Source organism: Flavobacterium ammoniigenes (assembly GCF_020886055.1).
GTDB classification, from domain to species: domain Bacteria; phylum Bacteroidota; class Bacteroidia; order Flavobacteriales; family Flavobacteriaceae; genus Flavobacterium; species Flavobacterium ammoniigenes.
The window spans coordinates 967,197-993,401 of record NZ_AP025184.1 but is presented as its reverse complement, the minus strand read 5'-3'; the positions used below and the strand labels follow the sequence as shown (position 1 = coordinate 993,401).

Sequence of the window (26,205 nt, the reverse complement as noted above, 5' to 3'; positions counted from 1 at the left end):
TATTACAGCTTATTCTTAATTTTCTTATGTAAAAATCTATTACCCTATCGGTAAAGTAGATTAAAGTGCAAAAATAGTACTTTTTTACTAATTACAAAATGGAAATTTAAAAAGTTTGAATTTAAAAAGAAACGTCTGCGAGCGTATTGTTTTCGAGTATCATCAGAGTGTTATCGCGGACTTCGGTCATTAGTTTATGAACGGAACAGTTCACTTCATCCACACAATCATCACATTTTTCATAAAAATTGTGACTTACACAAGGAAGTAAGGCAATAGGACCTTCTAAAATACGGTACACATGCGCCATATTAATATCTTTCGGTTCTTTGATCAAATAGTAACCGCCACCTTTCCCTTTTTTGGCTCCCAAAAAACCCGAATGACGTAAGAGTAATAAAATGCTTTCTAAAAACTTAATCGAAATATGCTCACTCTTGGCAATTTCTGCAATTTGCACCGGCGTTTGATTCTCTTGGCGTGCCAAGAAAGTCAATGCTTTTATTCCGTACTTTGTTTTTTTTGATAACATGATTTATATATTCGATTTACGATACATGATTTACGATCTGCAAAGTGCGAAATTATAACACTAAATCGAAAATCCACTATCGCACATCTTAAATTTTAAGACAAAGCTTGTTCCAAATCAGCAATGACATCGGCAACAGTTTCTAAACCTACCGAAACTCGAACCAATCCATCGGTAATACTCACTGCCAAACGTTCTTCAACAGATAATTTACTATGTGTTGTTGATGCCGGATGCGTAACAATTGTTCTAGTGTCTCCTAAATTGGGTGACAACGAACATAATTTAATTTTATCCAAGAAAGCTCTTCCCGCTTCGATTCCACCTTTGATTTCGAAAGCTACAATATTGCCTCCTAATTTCATTTGCTTTTGCGCAATAGCATATTGCGGATGCGATTTCAAGAACGGATATTTCACTTTATTTACTTGAGGATGGTTTTCTAAAAACTCAGCCACTTTCAAAGCATTCTCGCAATGTTTTTCCAAACGAACGGCTAATGTTTCCAAACTTTTCGACAAAACCCAGGCATTAAACGGTGATAATGTTGGCCCAGTCAATCTAGAAAAAAGATAAATATCTTTTATCAAATCGGCGCTACCCACTGTGATTCCACCTAAAACACGTCCTTGACCGTCCATCAATTTAGTTGCCGAATGGATCACTAAATCAGCACCCCATTTGATAGGTTGTTGCAAATAAGGCGTTGCAAAACAGTTGTCAATAATTAAAATCAAATTGTGTTTTTTGGCAATTTTTCCCAATAATTCCAGATCGATAATATCTACCGCAGGATTTGTTGGCGATTCGGCAAACAAAATTTTAGTATTGGGTTGAATACAACTCTCAATGGTTTCTGGATGATTTAAATCAAAATAGGTTGTTTCGATATTCCATTTGGGAAAATAATTCACAAACAACGAATGGGTTGCCCCAAAAACACTACTCGCCGAAACAATATGGTCTCCCGATTTCAATAAAGCCGCAAAAGTAGAATACACCGCTGCCATACCTGATGCAAAAGCAAAACCGGTTTCGGCTCCTTCCATTTGGCACACTTTATTGATGAATTCAATCGTATTGGGATTGCTATAACGACTATAGATATTGCGTTCTTTTTCGTCTGCAAAGGAAGCTCTCATGTCTTCTGCATCTTCAAAAACAAAACTAGAGGTTAAATACAAAGGCACCGAATGCTCCAAGTATTGTGTTCTTTCTAATTGACCGCGTATCGCTTGAGTTTCAAAACCGAAATCTTCTTCGTTCATTGTAGTTGTATTTATTTTTTTTAATTCGCTAATTCCACTCCATTCAATACAACTTTGTACAAAATGGTAGCGGTTGGTTCTAAGGTTTTGGAAACCGAACAATATTTTTCAAACGATAATTTAGCCGCTCTAGCTGCTTTGTCTTCGTTGATTGGGCCTTCTAAAAAGAAAACAACATGAATTGTTTTAAACGGATTGGCCTCACCAACGGGTACGCGTTCTCCTTCTACTTCCGCTTTAAAAGACGTAATTTCTTGACGTTGTTTTTTCAAAATCGAAATCATATCAATACCACTACAACCCGCAACACCCATTAACACCAATTCCATTGGACTTGGTCCCATGTCGTTTCCTCCAAAGGCAGGACGTGCATCGACATTGACAAGGTGTCCTCTGTCGTTTTTCAATTGAAAATGAAAGTTATCGTTTACTCTTTCTAATGTTATTTTCATTTGTTTTGTTTGTATAAATATTATCCTTTGTCTGACAATCTTAAAATATCTCCAAACACCCCTCTTGCTGTTACCGCTGAACCAGCTCCCGCACCTTGAACTACAATTGGTCGATCTCCATAGGATTCAGTGTAAATTTCGAAGAATGAATCCGATCCTTTCAATCCACCTAAAGCTGTGTCTGAAGGGACTGTTACTAATTTCACTTCTAAATTTCCTTTGTCGCTTTGCAAATCACCAGACAATTCGCCGATGTACCGTAACACATGATTCGGTTGTTGGTCTTCTTTTATTTTGGCGTAGACCGCATCAAATTCTTTCAATTTGGTCAAAAATTCAGATGCACTTCCTTCTCGTAAATGTTCCGGAATTAAATTTTGAATAGCGATTTCTTCGAATTCGTTTTGCAAATCCAATTCACGCGCCAAAATTAACAATTTTCTACCTACATCGTTTCCACATAAATCTTCTCTTGGATCGGGTTCGGTATACCCATTGTCAATGGCTTCTTTCAATACGTCGCTAAACGGAACGTCTTTGGCAGAGAAGTTATTAAACAAATAACTCAATGTTCCAGAAAACACCCCTTTTATTTTAGTAATATTTTCACCTGAAAGGTGCAATAATTTAATCGTATCAATCAATGGCAAACCGGCTCCTACATTGGTTTCATACAAATAGGTTTTTTGATTGTCGGCCAATACTTTGCGTAGTTTTTTATAGAAACTATAACTCAAGGTATTTGCTACTTTATTGGACGAAATTAAGTCAAAACTACTTTCAATCAACGGAATATAATTTTCTACAAATTCGGCACTCGCCGTATTGTCAATAGCAATTAAGTTTTCCAAATGGTGTTCATTGGCATAATCAATCACATCTTGAATGGTGTATAAAGTCCCTTTGTTTTGGATTTCGTTTTTCCAATTAGGAGTTACCCCATTTTTATTCAACAAAACATTTTTAGAATTGGCGATAGCAAAAATATTCAACTTCACATCTTTGCGTTTTTCGATAGCGGTAGCCGATTCTAAAATTTGGTTAATTAAAGTTCCTCCAACTAATCCGTGACCAAAAATAGCTATGTTGATTTTTTTGGAAACCCCAAAAATCTCTCCGTGAATTACGTTCAAAGCACGATTCAATTCCGTTTTCTTCACCACCAAACTCACGTTTTTACCGGTAACGGTATTGTTAAACAAAATTGGAACAATTTTATTTTTAATCAATGCCGTATAGGGCTTGTGAAAAGTACTTAAGTCTTGTCCGATGATAGAAATAACCGATACATTATCGGTCACCGAAATTTTATTGACATCTTTCGAATAGAAATCATTTTCAAATTCTTTCTCCAACTGAATCATCGCTAAAGACGCTTTATCTGCATCAACCACTAAACCAATTCCTCTTTCAGAAGAACCTTGCGAAATGATACTCACACTGATATCATTGTCACCCATAACTTTGAAAATTCGGGCATCGACACCGGTTTTTCCAAGCAAACCGCGTCCTTCTAAATTGACCAAGGCCACATTTTCCAAAACTGAAAGTGTTTTGATTCCTTCTTTACTCGCTGTAGATCGGATTAAGGTGCCTTTATTTTCGTGATTGAAGGTATTCAAAATACGAAGCGGAATGTTTTTCTCTAATAATGGAATGATCGTTTTAGCGTGTAAAATGGTTGCGCCAAAATTAGCCAACTCATTGGCCTCGTTAAAAGTCAAATAATCAATTTTCTTGGCATCGGGAACTAAGTCAGGGTTTGCGGTATAGATTCCGTCAACGTGTGTGTAGTTTTGTAATTCTTCGGCATTCAAATAATTCGCAATCAAAGAAGCGGTATAATTACTTCCGTTTCTTCCTAAAGTAGTAGTCACATTTTTCGCATTCGAAGCAATGAAACCGGTCACAATATTTACTGCATCCTCATTCTCTTTGAAATACTGTACTACATTTTTTTTAGAGGCGTGTTCAATGGGTTGTGCATCGCCAAATTTTGAATCGGTTTTGATCAATTCTCTACTATCTGCAAAACGAGCAGTCACTCCATTTTTAAGTAAAATAGCGGTCAATAATTTAGCAGAAAGTACTTCGCCTATCGACAAAATTTGATCTTTAATTTTACTGCTGTAATCCCCAATTAAGCTTACACCCTCAAATAATTTTTCTAAAACGGTAAATTCTTCTGTAAAATCAACTTCAGCAAAACCATTTTGTTGCTCTAATTTAAACTGTTCCAATTGCGGCTTGTAGCTTTCATTTTTGGATGCAATAGATAACATCTCTTCCAATTCGTCAGTAGCATTGCCACGCGCCGAAACCACCACGGCAATTTTCTCACCTTGATTAACTTTGTCTAAAATAATTGCTACCACTTTATCTAATCCATCTCCGTTAGATAATGACTTTCCTCCAAATTTTAAAATCTTCATTGTGTCTGTTTTTTTGGTTGTACCATTAAAAAATGGTAGCCAATAAATTATGTAATTGTTGGTATTCTATCAAAAAAGCATCGTGACCATGAATGGAAACAATTTCTTGATAGGATACATTTTCTTTATATTTTTTTAATTCTTCATAAGTACCGCGATTCTCATTTGCTGTAAAAAACAAATCCGAATCAATCCCAATAATATGAATAGTAGCTTCGATTGTTGCCGCTACTGTTGCAAAAGAATCCCTGCCTCTAGTAATATCAATCGTCTTTAGCAAATGGTTCATCATTTTATACGCCGATAACTGAAACCGTTTTTGCAACTTATTCCCGTGATGGGCTAACCAACTTTCGATATTGAAAACGGCTAATTCTTCATTGGTTGTACGTTGGAATTTGGACGAAAAGGATTCTGGAGTTCGATAACATAACATGGCGTGAATGCGCGCATCTTCGATTGGTTTTGACGAATTAGCTAAAATTTGTTCTTGCAAAAAACAATTAGCAATCAACCAATCTGTCGATTTCCAATCGGTTGCAATTGGAATCAAATGTTGGGTAATTTTAGGGTTTAATGCGGCCATTTCCCAGGCTATTCCTCCACCAACAGACCCGCCAATAATGGCAAACAACTGTGAAATTTGTAGCGCTTCAATTCCCTGATTAAATATTCGTGCGATATCTCTCGCGTTGAAATCTTGGTAGTTTTCAATACCAAAACCATCGTATCCGTTTCCTGGTACATTAAATGCTAGAACGCTGTATTTATTTGTATCGATCGTTTTGCCTTCTCCAATTAAATCGTTCCACCAACCTTGTGCCCCAATTACGTTGGAATTACCTGTTAAGGCGTGATTCACCAAAACAATAGGAGCTGTATTCAAGCTTGGGCCAAATACTTGATAGCTTAAATGTAGTGTAGGATATAACACACCACTTTCGGTGGTAAAATTGTGTATTTGTATTTGGTTGGTTTTATTTTCCAATGTCAAATCGATTGTGATTGTTGATTTGTGTTGGAAATATTAGAAAGAAAATCTAGAAGGAAGCTAGAAAAATCTCGTGTTATCTTTCCACATTGCTGTGGTAGAATGCAGCACCTTCTTCGATTTACCGAAGGGTTGCTAAGGTTTCATCGGGTCTAATCCCTCTACCTTTCTTTATAACATTTCAATACGTTTATTTGAACTTTGAGCTGCAAATTAACGGCATATTTCTTAAAGAACCAAATTTCGTTTCTGCATAATTGGACAAAATTCGAATACAGGGCATTTGATTTTCTCTATTTGCGAACGATTATTTGATTACAATATAATAAGAACAAAGAAATAATGCAATAAAAAGGAGCTAAAAGCCTCGTTTTTTGAAGAAACCGAAACCAAAACGCCTTTTTGCAACAAAAAAAAATGAAAAGTTTAATTTGGAATTCAAAATCGTTTTATAACTTTGCGCTCTAATTTCAGAGGAAAAATTTGAACTGATTGCAACCTCGTTAAAAAATGCTAAAGCAGGAATTTCCCTTTAGCATTTCGTAGCAACACCATTTTTCCTCGCTTAATTTAAAACTAAATTAAATTATTATGGCTTATTTATTTACGTCAGAATCTGTGAGTGAAGGACATCCAGACAAAGTGGCTGATCAAATCTCCGATGCATTAATCGATAATTTTTTGGCATTTGATGCCGATTCAAAAGTAGCTTGTGAAACCTTGGTAACAACCGGTCAGGTGATCTTGGCGGGTGAGGTAAAATCCAATACCTACCTAGATGTACAACAAATCGCTCGTGATGTAATCAAGAAAATTGGTTACACCAAAAGTGAGTATATGTTTGAAGCGAATTCTTGTGGAATTCTTTCAGCAATTCACGAACAATCAGCTGATATCAATCAAGGAGTAGATAGAGCAAGTAAAGAAGAACAAGGAGCGGGTGACCAAGGAATGATGTTTGGTTATGCTACTAATGAGACGGAGAACTACATGCCTTTGGCTTTGGATTTATCGCATGCGATTTTGATCGAGTTGGCTAACTTAAGAAGAGAGAACAACGAAATCAAATACTTGCGCCCAGATGCTAAATCGCAGGTAACTCTTGAATATTCAGATGACAACAAACCGGTTCGAATTGACGCCATTGTAATCTCTACGCAACATGACGATTTTGATCAAGAAGCGGCGATGTTGGCTAAAATCAAATCGGATTTAGTGAGCATTTTGATTCCGCGTATTAAAGCGAAATACCCACAATATGCACATTTATTCAATGATAATATTACTTATCACATCAACCCAACAGGAAAATTCGTTATTGGAGGACCTCACGGAGATACTGGTTTGACAGGAAGAAAAATCATTGTGGATACCTATGGTGGAAAAGGCGCTCACGGTGGTGGTGCTTTCTCTGGAAAAGATCCGTCAAAAGTAGACCGTTCTGCAGCGTATGCAACCCGTCATATTGCTAAAAATTTAGTAGCAGCAGGATTGTGTGACGAAGTTTTGGTACAAGTGTCTTATGCTATTGGTGTGGCAAAACCAACATCAATCAATGTAAATACATACGGAACTTCAAAAGTAAGTTTGACAGATGGAGAAATCAGTAAAGTAGTGGAAGGTATTTTTGATATGCGTCCGTACTTCATTGAGCAACGTTTGAAATTGAGAAATCCTATCTATAGTGAAACAGCAGCTTACGGACATATGGGACGTACACCAGAAACGGTAACTAAAATCTTCTCAGCTCCTGGCGGATTAACGAAAACCGTGACTGTAGATTTATTTACTTGGGAAAAATTAGATTTTGTAGACGCAGTTAAAACAGCTTTTAAATTGTAATTTATTTGCTTTTTATAGATAAAAAAAACCACGCCATTGGCGTGGTTTTTTTGTATATGTAGACTATAAATTATACTTCAAACTAAAAATAATGTATCTAGGCTGAACAATATATTGCGAAGTTCTTGTAGAAAATTGAGAAAAACTATCATCATTTAACGAAGTAGTATTCAATAAATTAGTTGCTGCAATTTTATATTCCATCTTACTTTCTTTTGTTTTTTGATAAATCAAACTGGCCGAAAGAAAATCATACTCGTTATTTACCGTTTTATCGCCGTTGTAATAATGGTAAAATTCGTATTCAGACACAAAAGAGAAACTTTTCAAAAAGTAATAATCCAACTTGACAAAAGGTTTGTCTGTATAAAATTTAGTGTTGTTATAGTCATTTACAGTCAACGAATACCCCAGTTCTAAATTAGGTAAGTTCTTGTAATTTGTAGAAGCGGTAATCGTATGCGATTGCGTGAAGCTTTCTCTAACCGTAAGCGTAGCATTTTGAATATTATTGAATTTTGACCAAGCCAAACGGGTGTTCAAAGAGGCTTTATAATTCTTAAAAAAAGAACGGCCATACATGGCAAAAGCAGAAGCAGTTTCATCAGCAAAATCTGAATTATACGGTGCTGATGTTTGATTTACCCCATTAAAAACTGACTGCGTTTTAATGGCATCCACGGTTTTAGAATAACTTAGATTAGCCGAAATATTTTCTAGATTAAACATATTGTATTTGAAATAACGCAACGAATGAGTTTGTTGAGTAGCGTTTTCCAGCGTTCGACTTCCTTTAGACAAACTGTTGTAATTATTAAAAACAAATCCTTCTGCCAGTCTATTGATATCCGTAAAACTATTAGTGTATCCAAAATTATAGGTCAAGGTTTCGGCCTTTTTCATTTGGTAAATGGCTACAAAATCGGGTAATATCCTAAAGAAATTCTGATTGAAACTAGTGCCCAATTGGGTATTAGTCATATCGTAAGCATGGAAACTTACACCAGGTGTAAAAGTAAATTTACCGGTCAATACTTTGTAATGGAATCCCAAAAAAGCATCATTAAATTTATAATTTACATTGTTTTTATTTCTTGAATCTGACAAATTATTGACAGCCCCACCATCTAAAATTTGAAAAATTGAGGAATCAAAATTCTGATTCGAAATGGTATTTCCCATGGTAATATTAATATTACTTTTTGGGGTTACCATATAATAGTAATCTAGTTTAGCATCTACTTTATTGGTCTGTACAAAACGGTTTTGGGTTAAATCATTCCTATTTTGCCCATTCAAATATCCAGTTAAACTAAAGGGTTGCGATTGCAAATTAGCATTGTAAAATGGATTTTCGTCTTGGTACAAATGCTGCATTTCTAAGGCAAAAACATTCTTTTCACTTTGCGTAAAATAAGCACTCAAATTTTGATTCAATGATGTTGGATCTTGATTTTTTTCGGTAAATATAGTTTCCGAATTCGAAAGGGAATTAACAATCGATTGACGTGATAAAGTACTCGTTTCATCTTGTTTTGAAACTTTAGCCAAAATATCATAATCCAATTGCAATCGGGAACTAGGTTTGTAAATAGAACCCAATTTAAACAATCCTAAATTACTTCTTTGGTTGGAAATCTCCGTTCTTTTCTCTGTAGAAGCAATCTGATTGGAAGTAGGATTCAAGATATTCACTGTCGATTTAGTTTCCAAATCGGAATTAGAATTCAACACAATTCCAAAACCACTCAAGGTCCAAGCTTTGGTCACATTATATGAAAAATTGGCAGCGCCAAATTGTGTCTCGATTTCTTTCGCTCTATTGTTTCGCATTAAAGAAATACCCAAATCATTTGAAGATACATTGAAACTACTACCCCCTTTTGCCATCATACTTCTAAATCCCCCTGTGAATTTAAAATAATCTTGAACCGTCAAAGGCAATTCGCCTATATTATTGAAATTAGTAATCAGGTTGATACTATACTCCGGATTGTAATAAAATAATTTGGGATTGACCAAGTAACGTTTGGTATCATTCAATCCTCCAGCAGCAGCGATATCACCAAACCAGAAATTCTTTTTCCCTGATTTCAATTTGATATTCATGGCCACATTATCTTGGTTGTTTTCTACTCCTTTCAGGATCGAATTTTCATTATAATTGCGAAGAAATTGTACTTTATAAATAGCATCTGCTGGGATATTTTTTACCCCTAATTTGGTGTCTCCTTTGAAAAAATCTTTTCCGTCTACCATCAATTTGGAGACTTTTTTACCTTCTACTTCTACTTCTCCATCTGCATTAATTTCAACACCAGGCAATTTTTTAAGTACATCTTCCAACTTGCGTTCGGTACCCGATTTGAAAGAATCTGCATTGTAGACAATAGTATCACCTTTAATAGAAACCGGCATTTCGCGAACAATTTCGACACCGGCTAATTCAATACCGCCCGATTCCATAGTAATATTCTGAACGATGTTTTCTGATTTTGTGCTAACTGAGATTTCTTTATTTTGCATCCCAATATAACTCAGTTTTATCGAATACGACGTATTGGCTTTCAAGTTCAAAACAAACTTACCTTTGTCGCTAGTAATAGCATAGGAATCCATTGTTTTAGAGGTTTGATTAACCGCCATTACATTGGCCATTTCTAGTGGCGCTTTTGCATTATCAAGAACAATTCCTTCAAAGCGAATATTTTGAGCATTCACAAAAGTCATTGTTAAAAAAGCAATCAACAGAATTATTTTTTTCATTGGATACCATTTGATTTTATTGTGGTTTTATTGTGGTTTTATTGCCCGATTCGAATTTGCATTCCACCTCGATCGCCACGACCTTGATTCATTTCTCTAAATTCTTCCATTTTTTTCATTACGGTTTCGTCGTATTCTTTTTGGCCGACCACTTTCCCTTTAGAAGAAGGCTTTATTTCCGCTTTTTCTTTTGGATTTAAAATTACTTTGGAACACAAAATAATGGTTTTCCCATCATTTACTTCTAAAATTAATCCAGGCAAACCCCAATAACCTTCAGGCCCTTGATTAACCGGAATTTCAGGTGTATACCAAGCTGTAATTGTAATTTCTTTAGGCAGTTCAACGGCATCCATGAAGTTCGTTTTCTTTGCTTCAGCAGGTTTATCTGCGTCCTTTTTAGGTTCTTCTTCTTTTTTCGGACGGAAATTTCTAAAATCTGTTTTACTTGCTTCCTTTACTGCTGTAGCTTTGTAACAAGTATACCCGCCAATTACACGAGTTTCAGCCTCCATTTTCCAATTCAAACTCGCTAGTGAATCTTTTACTAAAAATTCTTTCCCCATGAATTCCTTATCCACTGTGTAGGTTTTGTCTTTTACATTTTTATAAAAAGTACCGCCGCCACCAGTCATGGAACTCATCATTCTGAATCCGCCACCTTGTGGGTTTGCATCTAATTTTTCTTCTTCTTTATAGATGGAGGCTGATTTATCAAAATTTAAAATGAATGTTTTCTCAAACATTTTTTTCATTCGCTCTTCCATCATTTTTTGCATTTCAGGATTAATATTTTTATTCCCTTCCATACGAACTTTGAAGTCGGCCATACTGGTTTTTGACTCGTATACGGCCATACCTTGAAAATCTTTTTGTGCTTGTGAATTAGTATAAATTAATACAAATAATAAAAGTAAAATCGCTTTTTTCATGAAGTTCAAATTATAATTAAAAGGCAAATATGACGAAAGAATTTGAATTTTGTACCAATAAAATGTTAAATGACTTAGTCAGAGGCATTCCAAATCAGTTGGTATCGATGCAATTAATTTAAAAATAGAAATAAAATAAAGCCACTATTTCATTTTTCGATTGTGAATAAATCATTCCGAAAAATGTATTACAAACACTAATTTTTATCTATTTTTACCCTTTTAGAATTTATCAATAATAAAATCACACTACCGTAATGCATATAGCAGTAGCAGGAAACATAGGTTCGGGAAAAACCACCTTGACCAATTTATTAGCCAAACATTTCAAATGGGAACCTCATTTTGAAGACGTAGTCGACAACCCGTATTTGGATGATTTCTATCACCAAATGGAACGTTGGTCATTCAACTTACAAATTTACTTCTTGAACAGTCGATTTCGTCAGGTAATGCAAATTCGCGAAAGCGGAAAAAGAATCATTCAAGACAGAACGATTTACGAAGACGCGCACATTTTTGCTCCTAACTTACATGCTATGGGCTTGATGACCAATCGCGATTTCCAAAATTACTCTTCTCTTTTTGAATTGATGGAATCTTTGGTAAAAGCACCTGATTTATTAATTTACTTGCGTAGTTCTATTCCGAATTTAGTAGGCCAAATTCACAAACGTGGTCGTGAATATGAAAATTCTATTTCTATTGATTATTTGAGTCGTTTGAACGAACGCTATGAAGCTTGGATTCATACCTATGACAGGGGTAAATTATTAATCATTGATGTAGACAATATCAATTTTGTAGATAATCCAGAAGATTTAGGAAATATCATCAACCGAATTGATGCCGAAATCAACGGTTTGTTTTAGACTGAAAATTAGATCCATAAAAAAATGCCTCAATTTCTTGAGGCATTTTCTTTTTATATAAAAGGAAATTATTTAATCGCTTCTACTTTAGCTTTCACCTCAGCTTCAGTTCCTTCAAAAACTTGAACAGTTTCTTTTCCATTTTCAGAAATAGTTACTGTCGCTTTTGCTTTTCCATTATCATTGCTCATTTGAACATTTACTTGCTTTTTAGCTTCTCCTTTTTTGGCACAACATGCTTTTTCTTCTTTAGCGATGTATTTACCATTCGCATCATAATGAGATAAACACATTTCTTTTTGCTCAGGAGTACATTTTAGACTGTCGCACATTTTAGCACATTCGTCTTTAGTCATAGTAGCACATTTGCTCATATCACAATTACCCATCATACCGGCTTCAGAAGAAGATTTCATCTCAATAGTACAGGTCATTTCTTTTTGAGTGGCACTTCCTTCTCCTAAGATTGGCGCAATTACCAATCCAATCAAACAAGTTAATTTAATTAAAATGTTCATTGACGGTCCTGAAGTATCTTTAAACGGATCACCAACAGTATCTCCAGTTACCGCAGCTTTGTGCGCATCTGAACCTTTATACGTCATTTCGCCATTGATTTCAACACCAGCTTCAAATGATTTTTTAGCATTGTCCCAAGCGCCACCAGCGTTGTTTTGGAACACAGCCCAAAGCACACCCGAAACTGTTACCCCTGCCATATAACCACCTAACATTTCAGCGATTAATTGGTTATTATCACCATAAACTAATTTTCCTAAAAGAACAATCGCAATTGGGAAACCAATCGTTAAAATTCCTGGCAACATCATTTCGCGTAAAGCCGCTTTAGTCGAAATTTCAACACATTTACCATATTCTGGCTTACCTGTTCCTTCCATGATTCCTGGAATTTCTTTGAACTGACGACGCACTTCATATACCATATCCATCGCTGCTTTACCAACAGAGTTCATTGCCAAAGCAGAGAATACTACTGGAATCATCCCTCCAACGAATAACATTGCTAAAACGGGTGCTTTGAAAATATTGATTCCGTCAATTCCTGTAAAAGTTACATAAGCAGCAAACAATGCTAAAGAAGTTAAGGCTGCAGAAGCAATCGCAAATCCTTTTCCAGTTGCAGCTGTAGTATTACCTACTGAATCCAAAATGTCGGTACGAGTACGCACCTCTTTTGGTAATTCACTCATTTCAGCAATACCTCCTGCATTGTCAGAAATAGGACCGAAAGCATCAATTGCTAATTGCATTGCAGTTGTAGCCATCATAGCCGAAGCTGCTAAAGCAACCCCGTAGAAACCTGCAAAAGCATACGAAGACCAAATTGCGGCAGCAAACAAAATTACTGTTGGAAACGTAGAAATCATTCCTGTAGCCAAACCTGCGATAACATTAGTTCCAGCACCTGTAGACGATTTTTGAACAATTGCCAATACTGGTTTTGTTCCTAGTCCTGTATAATATTCGGTTACAGATGAAATAGCTCCACCCACAATCAAACCTACAATAGTAGCATAGAAAACACGCATAGACGAGATATCTTTCAATCCTTCACCGTAGAATTCCATTTTCATGGTAGCAGGCAACATATATTGTACTAAGAAATAACAAGCTACTAAAGTCAATACAATAGAAACCCAGTTTCCAATGTTCAATGCTTTTTGTACTTGTGCTTCTTTTGCATCATCACTAGAAATTTTTACTAACATCGTTCCGATGATTGAGAATAAAATTCCGAAACCAGCAATAGCCATCGGTAATAAAATCGGTCCGATTCCGCCAAAAGCATCTTCGATTTTACCACCCATATCTTTAATCACATAATTTCCAAGAACCATAGCCGCTAATACGGTTGCCACATACGAACCAAATAAATCGGCTCCCATTCCGGCAACGTCACCCACATTATCTCCTACGTTATCAGCAATAGTGGCTGGGTTACGCGGATCATCTTCTGGAATACCTGCTTCTACTTTACCCACTAAATCAGCTCCTACATCGGCTGCTTTGGTATAAATACCACCACCCACACGGGCAAACAAAGCAATTGACTCAGCACCTAATGAAAATCCAGCTAATGTTTCTAATACTTTGGTCATGTCTTCTGACGAAGTCCAAGCACCATTCATAAAAATTTGGAAGAAAATAATAAAGAAACCTGTCAATCCTAAAACAGCCAAACCAGCAACTCCCAATCCCATCACCGTTCCACCACCAAAAGAAACTTTCAAGGCTTGAGGCAAACTAGTACGAGCGGCTTGCGTAGTTCTAACATTAGTTTTAGTGGCAATTTTCATTCCCATATTTCCTGCTAAAGCAGAGAAGAAGGCACCAAAAACAAAGGCAACTACAATTAATATATGTGTGGTAGGAACTATAAATGAAATCCCCGCCAAAACGGCACTGGCGCCAATCACGAAGAAAGTCAATAATCGATATTCTGCTTTAAGGAAAGCTAAGGCACCTTCGTAAATATAATCTGAAATCTCTTTCATTTTACCATCTCCAGCGTCTTGTTTTAGCACCCAAGCTCTTTTAACTGCCATGAACAAAAGTCCAATAATCGCCATTACTATTGGCAAATAAATCATAAATGCATTCATAAAAAATAATTTTGGTTTTAATTAATAATTCATTGATAACGAACGAATTTAAACAAAAAAGCAATACTCTTTACAGAATATTGCTTTTTTTATAAGATTAACTAAAAAAATTATTTAATGCTAAATAAGTTTTTTGGTTTGTTTTCAATAGCATCAAAACGTTCCGTACATTCTTTAATGATGGCAAATGCTTCGTTCACGTCTCCCCAACCTTCTACATCTACTTGTTTGTTTTCTAAATCTTTGTACACTTGGAAAAAATGCTCAATTTCTTTGATTAAGTGTGGATTTACATCACTTAAATCATTTAATGAATTCCAAATTGGATCAGATACCGGTACGCAAATCACTTTCTCATCTGGTCCTTTATCATCTGCCATATGGAAAACACCAATTGGTTTTACTTCCATAACACAACCAGGAAAAGTAGGCTCGTTGATCAATACCAAAACGTCTAATGGATCACCATCTAAGGCTAAAGTTTCAGGAATAAAACCATAATCAGCTGGGTACATCATTGAAGAGAATAACATTCTGTCAAAACGCATTCTTCTAATTTTAAAATCGTATTCGTATTTGTTTCTACTTCCTCTTGGTATTTCGATTAAGACATCGAACGTTTTTAATTTGTCTGCAGTCATTGTAATTGTTGTATTTTTCTTTTTTTAATTTGGTGCAAAAGTACGGAAACATAGCGTTTTGACAATAAAACTAAGGGATAAAAAAATGTTTTTTTAACATCAATTTGCCAATATTTAAATTTTACCCCTTTTTTTGAGGTAATAATGCCAAATGATAAAGGATGCAACTGTTCGAAAGGGTTTCCAATTGGAAGAAATAGCAAGCATTTCTTCATCCGATTGACAATTATACAATTCAATTAAGGTGTTTTTAATAGCGATGTCCCCAAGAGGAATAATATCTTGCGATTGCATACAAAACATTAAATAAACATCTATACTCCAATTGCCAACTCCTTTGATTTGAATTAATTCATTTCGAATCTGCTGTTCTGATTTCATTGGGAGTGAAGAGAAATCCAATTCCTTACTTATAACTCTTTGGGCTAAATCTTTTAAATAGAGGGTTTTTTGTCTGGATATGCCACAAGTTCTTACAGCTTCATCAGTGGCATTGTATATCGTAAAAGGATCTACTTTGCCAACCAAATTAACTAGCTTTTCATAAGCTGCTCTGGCAGAGGCAATAGAAACTTGTTGTTCCAAGATAATGTGACACATGGAGGCAAATCCTTCTTCTCTTTTTTGAATTATTGGGAGACCAAAATCAGCAATTATAGTTTTTAAAACCTCATCTTTTTGGGACAAAAAAGGAATTGATTCTTGCATCAAATAAAAATTTAAACTAGGCTTGTTTTGAAATTAAAAATGAAATCCAAAAGCCCCTTTAATAGCAAACTTAGTAGCGTCTGGAGTATTTAGATAATTGCCTCTCCAAGAAAAATCTATACGAAATACTTTAAATATATTACCAATACCGGCACTGTATTCCCAATACCCATTTTCGGGTGCATTGTAGGCTAATCCAGATGCATTAATAGCTCTATTGGCATTGGAGATAGATCCATACACTCCTCTAATCCCAATAATTTCACGCCAATTTAATTTTCGCATAAAAGGAATGCGTGCAAAGATTCTACCGTTAAAGTTATGATCCCATTTCAACGTGGCATATTGGTCGCTAATGAATTCATAAAAATTCAAATTACTAAAGGTATTTTCGATCGTGAAATAGGTTTGGTTTCCTGGAATCACACTCATCAATCCTAATGGAATCGTTCCGAAAGTTTTACCTAATTCCATTGTAATATTGGTTCGCCCCAATGGACCAATAATAATTGGCTGCTTGTAAAATAATTGCAACTTCTCGTACTTGAAATCACTATTTAACACCCCTTTAAAACCATGACTGTAGTTGATAAAAAAGCGGCTGTAGGGATTGTCTACTACGTCTCTTTCTACACCAAAACCAATGGTTTTTCGATTGGGCATATATTCTATTTGAATATTTGCTTCCGATTGTTTTACCTCACTTTGAATAGTGGTTCTCGAGGCGTTTGTATAATAATCCAAACTGAAGGTAGGTGAGGCCGATACCAACGTTCGGTGCGAAATCCCTAATTGGAAAATTAAGTTTTTTACGGGTTCTATTTCAACTGCTATATTGGACAAATTTATATTGGTCAATTTCCCATTACTCCCAGTAGTAAATAAAGCGGAGGAAGCAAAACTTCGTCCCATTACATCGTTTGTGGTAGTTAAGCTTGCGCCAATTTGCTCAATATCGCGTCTATTCCCTCCGGAGATAATGATTCTATTTTTCTTATCTACCATCCACTTTCCAGAAAGTCCATATTTGAATTTATGATCGTCCGTACCATAGGCAGTAAAAGCTTGAATTCGCCAAGGGTCATTTGGACCAAAATAGGTTCTCCCTCCAACACGTAAGCGAACACCTTCTACTTCATTGAACCCTAAGGAAGAAAAGATAGGTCCGTAATCAAAATTCTTGAACTCGACATAGCCACTGCCTAAAATGGAAACCAAATTGTACATCTGTTTGAACTTTTTGACCGTTTGAAGGGTATCGAGCATTTTATAAACTCCCGCTTCGTCTTTATTCAATTTTTCAAAACGGTTTTCATGCCAATATTCGTCTGACTTTTGATAGACTTCATTGTCTATAAAATTGACTTCTTCTTTATAAAAAGCTAATGGTTTGACTTTATTGAATTCGTGATTGCGATACAAAGTAGTGCGCTTTCCATAAATTCCTTTAGAGTTTTCTTTTTTATTTAAGGCAAAGTCCGACATCATATAATCTCGTGTCAACAAGAAAACCGAGTCGTTCATAACCTCAAATTCCTGTTCAATATAAATGTCCTTAATCCAGTTGATGTTCGCGCTTTTGGTTACTGCCATATTGATTTTTTTGATGGCAAAGGTGGTGTCGTTTACCCAAAAATCACCTTTAAAAGTCAACTCGTTTTTTCGTCTTGGATAAAACAAAATGTTGTAGCATTTTTTGTTATCAATATAGGCACTGTCTCTTAATACATAATTATAGACATCGATTCCTGTTCGAGACAAAGGACTGGTAAAACTCTTGTCAAAAAACGTCAAGTGATTGTTATAAATTGAATAATCGCTGTACAAATCTTTTAGGAAAGACAAAATTTGTTGGTTCCCTTCAAAGCCGGATGTTTTATTGGCCTTCAATTTTTCTTTCACTTTCTTCTGGCGGTTGTCACCATAGACATCCGACAAGGATTCGTTGATAAAAATTGGCAAATACGTTTTTCCAGTAACTTTAGAGGTATCAACATGTTGGAAAACAAACTCCATTCCTTTGAACACTTTGTTTTTCATAAAAGCGCTATCGATAGTATTCATATCAAATTCGACCTTTTCATATTTTTCCATTTGATATTGGTCAAATTGATACAAGCCGTTTTTGCGTTTTCGTTCCCATATTTTTCTGAGAATATCCAAAGCTGGATTGTTTTTTTTGGAAGTTTTTCCAGTAAAAACAACTACCTCATTTAAGGATTCTGCTTCGTTTAATTTTACCTTGAAATTATATGAAATAGCATCTTCTAAGAAAATTTCTCTTTCCGAAAACCCAGCTGAAGAAACTACTAAAATCGTTTGTTTTTGAGGTGATTCAATATAAAATCGACCATCCTCATTGGCTACAACACCAATGTTCGTTTTTTTAAACACAATCGTAGCAAAAGGAATGGGTTGATTCGTTTTATCTACAACAACGCCACTCACTTTGGTTTGGGCCAAAAGCAACTGAGCTGTCATCAATAAAACAACAAAAAAAAGATTGGGAAATTTTAATCTCATAAGCTAAAAAAAATCTTCATCAAATAGTATTTGATGAAGATTCAAAGGTAATCAATATTGTAATTGTGTTTAAACAATTAACATTTTGATTTATTTATTCAATACTTTTTTTACGGCTTTAATAACGTCTTCTGAATTTGGCAACCATTCTTTCAATAATACTGGAGAATAAGGTGCTGGTGTATCAGCAGTAGTTATACGTTGGATAGGCGCGTCTAAATAATCAAAAGCACGTTCTTGAACAATATAAGCAATCTCTGAAGACACACTTGAAAATGGCCAAGCTTCTTCTAAAACTACTAATCTATTGGTCTTTTTAACCGAAGTTAAAATCGCATCATGATCCATTGGACGAACCGTTCTTAAGTCGATAATTTCACATGAAATCCCTTCTTTAGCTAATTCATCAGCAGCAATATAGGCTTCTTTGATAATTTTCCCAAAAGAAACAATAGTAACATCAGTCCCTTCACGTTTGATGTCAGCTACTCCAATTGGAATTGTATATTCACCATCAGGCACTTCTCCTTTATCGCCATACATTTGCTCAGACTCCATAAAAATCACTGGATCGTCATCACGAATAGCTGATTTTAATAATCCTTTAGCATCATATGGATTAGAAGGTACAATCACTTTTAAACCTGGAGTATTAGCAAACCAGTTTTCTAAAGCTTGTGAGTGGGTAGCACCTAATTGTCCTGCAGAAGCAGTTGGTCCTCTAAAAACAATCGGCACATTAAATTGTCCTCCTGTCATTTGACGCATTTTGGCTGCGTTGTTTATAATTTGGTCAATCCCTACTAAACAGAAATTGAATGTCATGTATTCTACAATTGGACGATTCCCGTTCATAGCTGAACCTACTGCAATTCCAGTAAAACCAAGTTCTGCAATGGGTGTATCGATTACTCTTTTCTCACCAAATTCGGCAAGCATTCCTTTAGACGCTTTGTAAGCACCATTATATTCAGCAACCTCTTCTCCCATTAAGTAAATGGATTCATCGCGACGCATTTCTTCACTCATCGCTTCGCAAATGGCCTCTCTAAATTGTATCGTTCTCATAGTTGTATGTTGTAATTGTATTTTTCGAATGCAAAAATAAATATTTTAAATTACTTAAAAGCATAAAATCTACTAAAATAATCCGAAGCTTTTTCCGGCTATTCGCTATATCTTCCTCTGGCTGAAGACACCACAGGAAGGATGCCGCTACTATCCGGGCTATAAAAACAAAAAATGATAAAAAAATATTATGCGCGCATAGTAAATATTCCGATTTATTATTTTAAATTTGTGGTACAATTAAGAAATCCATAAATATACCCCCTATGAAAATATTAGTTTGCATCAGCCATGTGCCTGATACTACTTCAAAAATCAACTTCGTAAATGGTGATTCTGAATTTGACACAAACGGAGTTCAGTTTGTAATCAATCCTAATGACGAATTTGGTTTAACCCGAGCAATTTGGTTCCAAGAACAACAAGGAGCAACTGTAACTGTTGTGAATGTTGGTGGACCAGAAACCGAACCAACTCTACGAAAAGCTCTTGCAATTGGAGCCAATGAAGCGATTCGTATCAATGCCAATCCAACCGATGGTTTTTTTGTAGCACAACAATTAGCCGAAGTGATCAAAACTGGTGGTTACGATCTAATCATTGCTGGTAAAGAATCATTGGATTACAATGGCGGAATGGTTCCGGGAATGATGGCAGGTATTTTAGGATATAATTTTGTTACCTCTTGTGCAGGATTAACTATCGAAGGGACAAACGCAATCGCAATTCGCGAAATTGACGGTGGTAAAGAAACCTTGAGCGCATCCTTACCTCTAATAATAGGTAGCCAAAAAGGATTGGTTGAAGAAAAAGATCTTCGTATTCCCAACATGAGAGGAATTATGACTGCCCGTACTAAAGTAATTAATGTAGTAGAACCAATTGCCGCAAATGTAAATTCAAAAGCAGTTCAGTTTGAAAAACCGGCAGCTAAGTCGGCTGTAAAATTGGTTGCTGCCGATCACTTAGACGAGTTAATTCAATTATTACACAACGAAGCAAAAGTAATTTAAAACCGTACCATCATGTCTATATTAATATACGCTGAATCAGCAGAGGGAAAATTTAAAAAAGTAGCCTATGAATTGGCTTCTTATGCAAAAAAAGTAGCCGAAAGTCTTGGAACTTCAGTAACCGCCGTAACCATCAACGTAGCTGATGTTTCTGAATTAGGTAAATACGGAGTAGATAAAGTCTTAAAAGTTAATAACGAAGCCGTAACAGGATTTTCAGCTAAAGCCTATTCCGATATAATCAAACAAGCCGCTATAAAAGAAGGTTCGAAAGTAGTTGTCCTTTCCTCAACTACAGATAGTATGTATTTATCAGGTCTAGTAGCAGTTGGTTTAAACGCAGGATTTGCTTCAAATGTGGTTGGACTTCCTGTAAGCACGACTCCATTCCAAGTAAAACGTACCGCTTTTTCAAACAAAGCATTCAATATCACCGAAATTTCCACCGATGTGAAAGTAATTGGCTTAGCCAAAAACTCCTATGGATTAGTTGAAAACAACGGTTCTCTAACAGAAGAAGATTTTAATCCAACGATTGATGCAGCCGATTTTAATGTCAAAGTAACTGCTACAGAAAAAAGTTCTGGAAAAGTGTCTATCGCCGATGCTGATATTGTTGTTTCGGGTGGACGTGGTCTAAAAGGGCCAGAAAACTGGGGAATGATTGAAGAATTAGCGTCTGTACTTGGTGCAGCAACAGCTTGTTCAAAACCTGTTTCTGATTTAGGCTGGAGACCTCACGGAGAACACGTAGGGCAAACTGGAAAACCAGTAGCTACTAATTTATACATAGCGATTGGGGTGTCAGGGGCAATACAACATATAGCTGGAGTGAATTCATCTAAAGTAAAAGTAGTAATCAATAGTGATCCCGAAGCGCCTTTTTTCAAAGTAGCTGATTATGGGGTAGTTGGAGATGCTTTTGAAGTGGTTCCGCAATTGATTGAAAAATTAAAAGCATTCAAAGCACAACAGTAGTTTTAAATTAATTTATAAAAAACTGCCTTAAAACAAGGATATTTATATCTTTGCGTTAAGGCAGTTTTTTTTAAAACCTACTCCAATTTTTTTATATCAATTCAATGAGTTTAGTAAAATTATCAATAAAAGGAATTTCATACAGCCAAACCCAAAACGGAGCCTATGCTTTGATTTTAAACGAGGTAGATGGCGATAAAAAATTACCCATTGTCATTGGAGCGTTCGAAGCACAATCTATAGCCATTGCTTTAGAAAAAGAAATCAAACCCCCTCGCCCACTTACTCATGACTTATTTAAAAATTTTGCAGAACGTTTTGACATAACCGTAAAACAGGTAATCATTCATAAACTGGTAGATGGAGTATTTTATTCCAGCATCATTTGCGAAAGAGATAAAATCGAAGAAATTATTGATGCTCGTACCTCTGATGCCATTGCTTTGGCTTTGCGTTTTAATTCCCCTATATTTACTTACAAAAATATATTAGACAAAGCCGGTATTTTCTTAAACAACACTAGTGAACTCAATAAAGACGAAAGTGATCTTGATACCATCCTTTCAAATCCGGACACTTTTGGTCACGAAATTGAAAATAATCAGTCAGGATCAACCTATGCTTCAAAAACCATTCAAGAGTTAAATGAATTACTGGCAGAGGCAGTAGACAATGAAGACTACGAAAAAGCAGCCAAAATACGAGATGAAATTTCAAAAAGATAAATTTTAAAAAATAACTATATGAAAATCAATACATTACTAATAACGTTAGCTATTGGATTACAATCCATGATTGGATTTTCACAAGACTATTATTTGCATTGTGGAAGCATTTTAGACGTACAAACTGGAAAGGAAATTAAGAACGCTACCATAGTTGTTTCCAAAAATAAAATAACAAAAATTAGCGATGGATTTGTTGCTAAGTCCAATGCAAATGATATTGAAGTAGATTTAAAAAATAAATTTATACTACCAGGATTAATTGATTTACACGTTCATATTGAAAGCGAACAAAATCCAAAAAGTTATGCTTCAAAATACACTAACAACGAGGCAGATGTCGCTTTTGAAGCAGCTCGATTTGCCGAAATTACATTACTATCTGGATTTACTACGGTTCGTGATTTAGGAGGAACTGGAGTTAATATAGCATTACGAAATGCCATCAATAAAGGAATTGCCAAAGGACCCCGCATCTACACTGCAGGAAAATCAATTGCTTCTACTGGAGGACATGCTGACCCAACTAACGGTAGCAACCGCAAATTAATGGGTGACCCAGGACCTCATGAAGGGGTGGTGAATTCTCCAGAAGACGGAGTAAAAGCTGTACGTGAAAGATACAAAGAAGGTGCCGATGTCATTAAAATTACAGCAACCGGTGGAGTCTTAAGTGTGGCTAAAAGCGGTAAAAATCCTCAATTTTCTATTGAAGAAATTAAAGCCATTACCACTACTGCAAAAGATTACAACATGCTTACCGCAGCACACGCGCATGGCGACGAGGGTATGCAACGAGCTATCTTAGGCGGAATTAAAACTATAGAACATGGCACTTTTATGAGTGAAGAAACTATGGAGTTAATGAAAAAATACGATGCCTATTTGGTCCCAACCATCACTGCAGGAAAAGAAGTAGCTCTTAAAGCAGAAGTGGAAGGTTTTTACCCTGACATTGTTGTACCCAAAGCCAAAGAAGTTGGTCCACAAATACAATCTACATTTGCCAAAGCATACAAAAAAGGCGTTAAAATTGCCTTTGGAACGGATGCAGGAGTATACGATCATGGGAAAAACGGAAAAGAATTTGGTTATATGGTCGAAGCAGGTATGCCTGCCTTGGCAGCCATCCAATCTGCTACGCTAACTAATGCAATGCTTTTAGGAGTTTCAAATGAAATTGGCCAAATCAAACCTGCCTTTTTTGCTGACATTATTGCTGTAGACGAAAATCCATTAAACAATATCAAAACATTAGAACAAATTCAATTTGTTATGAAAAACGGGGTCATTTATAAAAACCTTTAATTTTTTCATAAACAGTTAAATACCATAATTCAACCCAATCACATGAAACAATATTTAGATTTAGTGCAACATGTTATGGAAAATGGTTGCCAAAAAGGCGACCGAACCGGAACTGGAACCAAAAGTGTATTTGGATACCAAATGCGTTTTGATTTGAACGAAGGATTCCCAATGGTGACTACCAAAAAATTGCATCTTAAATCCATTATTTATGAATTACTTTGGTTCTTAAAAGGCGATACCAATATCAAATATTTACAAGATAACGGCGTAAAAATCTGGGACGAATGGGCAGATGCCGATGGTAATTTGGGACCTGTTTATGGTCATCAATGGCGGAATTGGAATAGCGAAGAAATTGATCAAATTTCGGACCTAATAACCGAGTTAAAAACAAATCCAAATAGCCGACGAATGTTAGTGTCTGCTTGGAATCCATCTGTACTTCCAGACACCAAAAAATCGTTTGAAGAAAATGTAGCTAACAATAAAGCGGCTTTACCTCCGTGTCACGCATTTTTCCAGTTTTATGTGGCTGATGGTAAATTATCGTGCCAATTGTACCAACGTTCCGCCGATATATTTTTAGGTGTTCCATTTAATATAGCTTCTTATGCGTTACTTACTATGATGATCGCGCAAGTTTGTGATTTAGGTGTGGGTGAATTCATTCATACTTTTGGTGATGCACACATATACAACAACCACTTTGAACAACTAGAATTACAGTTGTCTAGAGAAACTAGACCATTACCAAAGATGATTCTAAATCCGGCGATCACCAATATTTTTGACTTTGATTTTGATGATTTTACTTTGGAAGGTTATGATCCTCACCCTCTTATTAGAGGAAGTGTAGCAGTGTAAATCACGTTATCTAAACTACTTTAAGACTACATTTATGATCGTAATGATTGCTGCTGTTGCCGAAAATAATGCCTTAGGAAAAGACAATGAATTGGTTTGGCATTTACCTAATGATTTTAAAAGATTCAAAGCATTAACTTCGGGTCATTACATAATTATGGGACGAAAAACCTTTGAAAGTTTTCCAAAACCATTACCTAACAGAACGCATGTTGTCATTACTAGACAAGCCAATTACCAACCTGAAGGCTGTATTGTGACTCATAGTATAGAAGAGGCCATAAAAAATTGTCCTGAAAATGAAGTAGTTTACATCATTGGTGGAGGCGAAATCTACAAACAAGCACTCCCTTTTTCTGATAAAATAGAAATTACGAAAGTACATGGTCAATTTGAAGCCGATGCCTTTTTTCCTGAAATGAATGAAAATGAATGGGAGCTGGTACAATCAGAGTTTAATACTAAAGATGAGAAACATCTTTACGATTATACGTATCAAACTTTTGTAAAAAAATAAAAAAATTTTCAATGCATTGGGAGAAAGAATGAAATGTCTTTTTGCCTTTTAATGAACTGCCAAATACCACGAAGGCAATTCAAACGAATAAATTTAAAGTTTCCAAAAACAAATTAATTCTTAAGAACGTGTTTTGCGCTTTATTTAACAACTCTCAAAAAGCTATTAAATAAGACCAAAAGACAAAATATAATTGGTTGCGCAAATTTCAACTATTTGATTTCCAATCATTAACTCCCAATTGAACATTGAAAAAGAAAAACCTATTTCTTTAGGTAAAATTGGATATTTAATCAGAGCACTACAATACCCACTTTTAGTGATTTTTGAAATCTTTTTAAACTCCAAAAGTTTGGCCTAAATCATCCCATTTAAGTTAGTAGAGTTTACTTATATTTGCACAAACTAAAAAGATGGCAGATAAAATCACTCCCTACAAAGATTCATCATTAAGCAAAAAAGAGCAAGTAGCTCAAATGTTTGATACTATTTCAGGAAATTACGACAATCTTAACCGTGTAATTTCGTTTGGAATTGATGTTAAATGGCGCAAAAAAGTCTTGAAAATGGTAGGGAAATCGAATCCTAATACCATTTTAGACATCGCAACAGGTACAGGAGATTTAGCGATTTTAATGGCACAAACAAAAGCAGAAAAAATTATAGGTTTAGATATTTCAGCTGGAATGTTAGAAGTTGGCGTCCAAAAAATTGCATCCAAAAACCTAACCAAAACCATCGAAATGGTACTTGGAGATTCGGAGAACATGCCTTTTGAGGATAATTATTTTGACGCAATAACGGTTGCGTTTGGAGTGCGTAACTTTGAGAATTTAGAAAAAGGATTAGCAGAAATTTTACGAGTTCTAAAACCTAACGGCACTTTTGTCATTCTGGAAACTTCTGTTCCAGATAAAACACCCTACAAGCAAGGATATCAATTGTACAGCAATTATGTTCTTCCGCTAATTGGAAAATTGTTTTCCAAAGACAATGATGCCTACGGGTATTTATCAGAATCAGCGGCGGCTTTCCCTTACGGTGAAAAGTTGAACAATATTTTGAGAAAAATTGGGTTTATAGATGTTGTAGCTTTACCTCAAACTTTTGGAGTGGCTACCATTTATTCTGCTTCTAAAAAATAAT

Annotated in this window: 21 protein-coding genes and 1 riboswitch; of the genes, 9 read left to right on the top strand and 12 right to left on the bottom strand. The window is 35.5% G+C overall.

Features of this window, described 5'->3' with window-relative positions; translation table 11 throughout:
• Window positions 1-121: 121 nt before the first annotated feature.
• The 5 genes from LPC21_RS04395 to LPC21_RS04375 form a co-directional block, all read right to left on the bottom strand.
• Complete coding sequence (locus LPC21_RS04395) at window positions 122-532, bottom strand: RrF2 family transcriptional regulator (RefSeq protein ID WP_229318293.1); 411 nt, start codon at window positions 530-532, stop codon at window positions 122-124.
• Window positions 533-627: 95 nt separating this feature from the next.
• Complete coding sequence (locus tag LPC21_RS04390) at window positions 628-1,800, bottom strand: trans-sulfuration enzyme family protein (protein ID WP_229318292.1); 1,173 nt, start codon at window positions 1,798-1,800, stop codon at window positions 628-630.
• Window positions 1,801-1,820: 20 nt separating this feature from the next.
• Complete coding sequence (locus LPC21_RS04385; RefSeq protein ID WP_229318291.1) at window positions 1,821-2,252, bottom strand: OsmC family protein; 432 nt, start codon at window positions 2,250-2,252, stop codon at window positions 1,821-1,823.
• Between the two features lie 20 nt (window positions 2,253-2,272).
• Window positions 2,273-4,684, bottom strand: a complete 2,412-nt coding sequence (thrA, locus tag LPC21_RS04380) for a bifunctional aspartate kinase/homoserine dehydrogenase I (RefSeq protein ID WP_229318290.1) — start codon at window positions 4,682-4,684, stop codon at window positions 2,273-2,275.
• 25 nt (window positions 4,685-4,709) lie between these two features.
• Window positions 4,710-5,672, bottom strand: coding sequence for an alpha/beta fold hydrolase (locus LPC21_RS04375; protein ID WP_229318289.1), 963 nt, complete (start codon window positions 5,670-5,672; stop codon window positions 4,710-4,712).
• 76 nt (window positions 5,673-5,748) lie between these two features.
• Window positions 5,749-5,855, bottom strand: a riboswitch (SAM riboswitch).
• A 411-nt stretch (window positions 5,856-6,266) separates the two neighbouring features.
• Here LPC21_RS04375 and metK point away from each other — a divergent pair.
• On the top strand, window positions 6,267-7,517 hold the full coding sequence (metK, locus tag LPC21_RS04370) for a methionine adenosyltransferase (RefSeq protein WP_229318288.1): 1,251 nt from the start codon (window positions 6,267-6,269) through the stop codon (window positions 7,515-7,517).
• A gap of 63 nt (window positions 7,518-7,580) precedes the next feature.
• On the opposite strand, the gene LPC21_RS04365 is transcribed toward metK, so the two are convergent.
• Window positions 7,581-10,283 carry a carboxypeptidase regulatory-like domain-containing protein gene (locus LPC21_RS04365; RefSeq protein ID WP_229318287.1) on the bottom strand — a complete coding sequence of 901 codons (2,703 nt, stop codon included), beginning with the start codon at window positions 10,281-10,283 and terminating at the stop codon, window positions 7,581-7,583.
• 38 nt (window positions 10,284-10,321) lie between these two features.
• Window positions 10,322-11,215, bottom strand: coding sequence for a GLPGLI family protein (locus LPC21_RS04360; protein ID WP_229318286.1), 894 nt, complete (start codon window positions 11,213-11,215; stop codon window positions 10,322-10,324).
• A 257-nt stretch (window positions 11,216-11,472) separates the two neighbouring features.
• Between LPC21_RS04360 and LPC21_RS04355 the strand changes: the two genes are divergently transcribed.
• Window positions 11,473-12,087, top strand: coding sequence for a deoxynucleoside kinase (locus LPC21_RS04355; protein ID WP_229318285.1), 615 nt, complete (start codon window positions 11,473-11,475; stop codon window positions 12,085-12,087).
• Between the two features lie 68 nt (window positions 12,088-12,155).
• On the opposite strand, the gene LPC21_RS04350 is transcribed toward LPC21_RS04355, so the two are convergent.
• From LPC21_RS04350 to LPC21_RS04330, 5 genes are all read right to left on the bottom strand, one after another.
• A complete protein-coding gene (locus tag LPC21_RS04350) occupies window positions 12,156-14,711 on the bottom strand; it encodes a sodium-translocating pyrophosphatase (RefSeq protein WP_229318284.1) in 2,556 nt (851 codons plus the stop codon).
• Window positions 14,712-14,821: 110 nt separating this feature from the next.
• Complete coding sequence (locus LPC21_RS04345) at window positions 14,822-15,352, bottom strand: inorganic diphosphatase (RefSeq protein WP_229318283.1); 531 nt, start codon at window positions 15,350-15,352, stop codon at window positions 14,822-14,824.
• A 114-nt stretch (window positions 15,353-15,466) separates the two neighbouring features.
• A complete protein-coding gene (locus LPC21_RS04340; RefSeq protein ID WP_229318282.1) occupies window positions 15,467-16,060 on the bottom strand; it encodes a DNA-3-methyladenine glycosylase family protein in 594 nt (197 codons plus the stop codon).
• A gap of 33 nt (window positions 16,061-16,093) precedes the next feature.
• On the bottom strand, window positions 16,094-18,583 hold the full coding sequence (locus tag LPC21_RS04335; RefSeq protein WP_229318281.1) for a DUF5686 and carboxypeptidase-like regulatory domain-containing protein: 2,490 nt from the start codon (window positions 18,581-18,583) through the stop codon (window positions 16,094-16,096).
• A gap of 90 nt (window positions 18,584-18,673) precedes the next feature.
• Entirely contained in the window at window positions 18,674-19,651 is a 978-nt protein-coding gene (locus LPC21_RS04330; RefSeq protein WP_229318280.1) for a pyruvate dehydrogenase complex E1 component subunit beta, read from the bottom strand.
• Window positions 19,652-19,917: 266 nt separating this feature from the next.
• Here LPC21_RS04330 and LPC21_RS04325 point away from each other — a divergent pair, with 266 nt between their 5' ends.
• From LPC21_RS04325 to ubiE, 7 genes are all read left to right on the top strand, one after another.
• The gene (locus LPC21_RS04325; protein WP_229318279.1) at window positions 19,918-20,664 is read left to right on the top strand and encodes an electron transfer flavoprotein subunit beta/FixA family protein; all 747 of its coding nucleotides are present in this window, start codon (window positions 19,918-19,920) and stop codon (window positions 20,662-20,664) included.
• A 12-nt stretch (window positions 20,665-20,676) separates the two neighbouring features.
• Entirely contained in the window at window positions 20,677-21,642 is a 966-nt protein-coding gene (locus tag LPC21_RS04320) for an electron transfer flavoprotein subunit alpha/FixB family protein (RefSeq protein WP_229318278.1), read from the top strand.
• Window positions 21,643-21,746: 104 nt separating this feature from the next.
• A complete protein-coding gene (locus tag LPC21_RS04315; protein ID WP_229318277.1) occupies window positions 21,747-22,367 on the top strand; it encodes a bifunctional nuclease family protein in 621 nt (206 codons plus the stop codon).
• Between the two features lie 18 nt (window positions 22,368-22,385).
• Window positions 22,386-23,675, top strand: coding sequence for a metal-dependent hydrolase family protein (locus tag LPC21_RS04310; RefSeq protein WP_229318276.1), 1,290 nt, complete (start codon window positions 22,386-22,388; stop codon window positions 23,673-23,675).
• 42 nt (window positions 23,676-23,717) lie between these two features.
• Entirely contained in the window at window positions 23,718-24,542 is an 825-nt protein-coding gene (locus tag LPC21_RS04305) for a thymidylate synthase (protein WP_229318275.1), read from the top strand.
• A 34-nt stretch (window positions 24,543-24,576) separates the two neighbouring features.
• Complete coding sequence (locus tag LPC21_RS04300) at window positions 24,577-25,059, top strand: dihydrofolate reductase (protein ID WP_229318274.1); 483 nt, start codon at window positions 24,577-24,579, stop codon at window positions 25,057-25,059.
• Between the two features lie 413 nt (window positions 25,060-25,472).
• Window positions 25,473-26,204, top strand: a complete 732-nt coding sequence (gene ubiE, locus LPC21_RS04295) for a bifunctional demethylmenaquinone methyltransferase/2-methoxy-6-polyprenyl-1,4-benzoquinol methylase UbiE (protein ID WP_229318273.1) — start codon at window positions 25,473-25,475, stop codon at window positions 26,202-26,204.
• The last annotated feature ends 1 nt before the right edge of the window (window position 26,205 follow it).

What these genes read in the sequence shown, in the direction of transcription:
- LPC21_RS04395 (WP_229318293.1), bottom strand. Translation starts at nt 532, where the DNA reads ATGTTATCAAAAAAAACAAAGTACGGAATAAAAGCATTGACTTTCTTG.
- LPC21_RS04390 (WP_229318292.1), bottom strand. Translation starts at nt 1,800, where the DNA reads ATGAACGAAGAAGATTTCGGTTTTGAAACTCAAGCGATACGCGGTCAA.
- LPC21_RS04385 (WP_229318291.1), bottom strand. Translation starts at nt 2,252, where the DNA reads ATGAAAATAACATTAGAAAGAGTAAACGATAACTTTCATTTTCAATTG.
- thrA (WP_229318290.1), bottom strand. Translation starts at nt 4,684, where the DNA reads ATGAAGATTTTAAAATTTGGAGGAAAGTCATTATCTAACGGAGATGGA.
- metK (WP_229318288.1), top strand. Translation starts at nt 6,267, where the DNA reads ATGGCTTATTTATTTACGTCAGAATCTGTGAGTGAAGGACATCCAGAC.
- LPC21_RS04365 (WP_229318287.1), bottom strand. Translation starts at nt 10,283, where the DNA reads ATGAAAAAAATAATTCTGTTGATTGCTTTTTTAACAATGACTTTTGTG.
- LPC21_RS04360 (WP_229318286.1), bottom strand. Translation starts at nt 11,215, where the DNA reads ATGAAAAAAGCGATTTTACTTTTATTATTTGTATTAATTTATACTAAT.
- LPC21_RS04355 (WP_229318285.1), top strand. Translation starts at nt 11,473, where the DNA reads ATGCATATAGCAGTAGCAGGAAACATAGGTTCGGGAAAAACCACCTTG.
- LPC21_RS04350 (WP_229318284.1), bottom strand. Translation starts at nt 14,711, where the DNA reads ATGAATGCATTTATGATTTATTTGCCAATAGTAATGGCGATTATTGGA.
- LPC21_RS04345 (WP_229318283.1), bottom strand. Translation starts at nt 15,352, where the DNA reads ATGACTGCAGACAAATTAAAAACGTTCGATGTCTTAATCGAAATACCA.
- LPC21_RS04340 (WP_229318282.1), bottom strand. Translation starts at nt 16,060, where the DNA reads ATGCAAGAATCAATTCCTTTTTTGTCCCAAAAAGATGAGGTTTTAAAA.
- LPC21_RS04335 (WP_229318281.1), bottom strand. Translation starts at nt 18,583, where the DNA reads ATGAGATTAAAATTTCCCAATCTTTTTTTTGTTGTTTTATTGATGACA.
- LPC21_RS04330 (WP_229318280.1), bottom strand. Translation starts at nt 19,651, where the DNA reads ATGAGAACGATACAATTTAGAGAGGCCATTTGCGAAGCGATGAGTGAA.
- LPC21_RS04325 (WP_229318279.1), top strand. Translation starts at nt 19,918, where the DNA reads ATGAAAATATTAGTTTGCATCAGCCATGTGCCTGATACTACTTCAAAA.
- LPC21_RS04320 (WP_229318278.1), top strand. Translation starts at nt 20,677, where the DNA reads ATGTCTATATTAATATACGCTGAATCAGCAGAGGGAAAATTTAAAAAA.
- LPC21_RS04315 (WP_229318277.1), top strand. Translation starts at nt 21,747, where the DNA reads ATGAGTTTAGTAAAATTATCAATAAAAGGAATTTCATACAGCCAAACC.
- LPC21_RS04310 (WP_229318276.1), top strand. Translation starts at nt 22,386, where the DNA reads ATGAAAATCAATACATTACTAATAACGTTAGCTATTGGATTACAATCC.
- LPC21_RS04305 (WP_229318275.1), top strand. Translation starts at nt 23,718, where the DNA reads ATGAAACAATATTTAGATTTAGTGCAACATGTTATGGAAAATGGTTGC.
- LPC21_RS04300 (WP_229318274.1), top strand. Translation starts at nt 24,577, where the DNA reads ATGATCGTAATGATTGCTGCTGTTGCCGAAAATAATGCCTTAGGAAAA.
- ubiE (WP_229318273.1), top strand. Translation starts at nt 25,473, where the DNA reads ATGGCAGATAAAATCACTCCCTACAAAGATTCATCATTAAGCAAAAAA.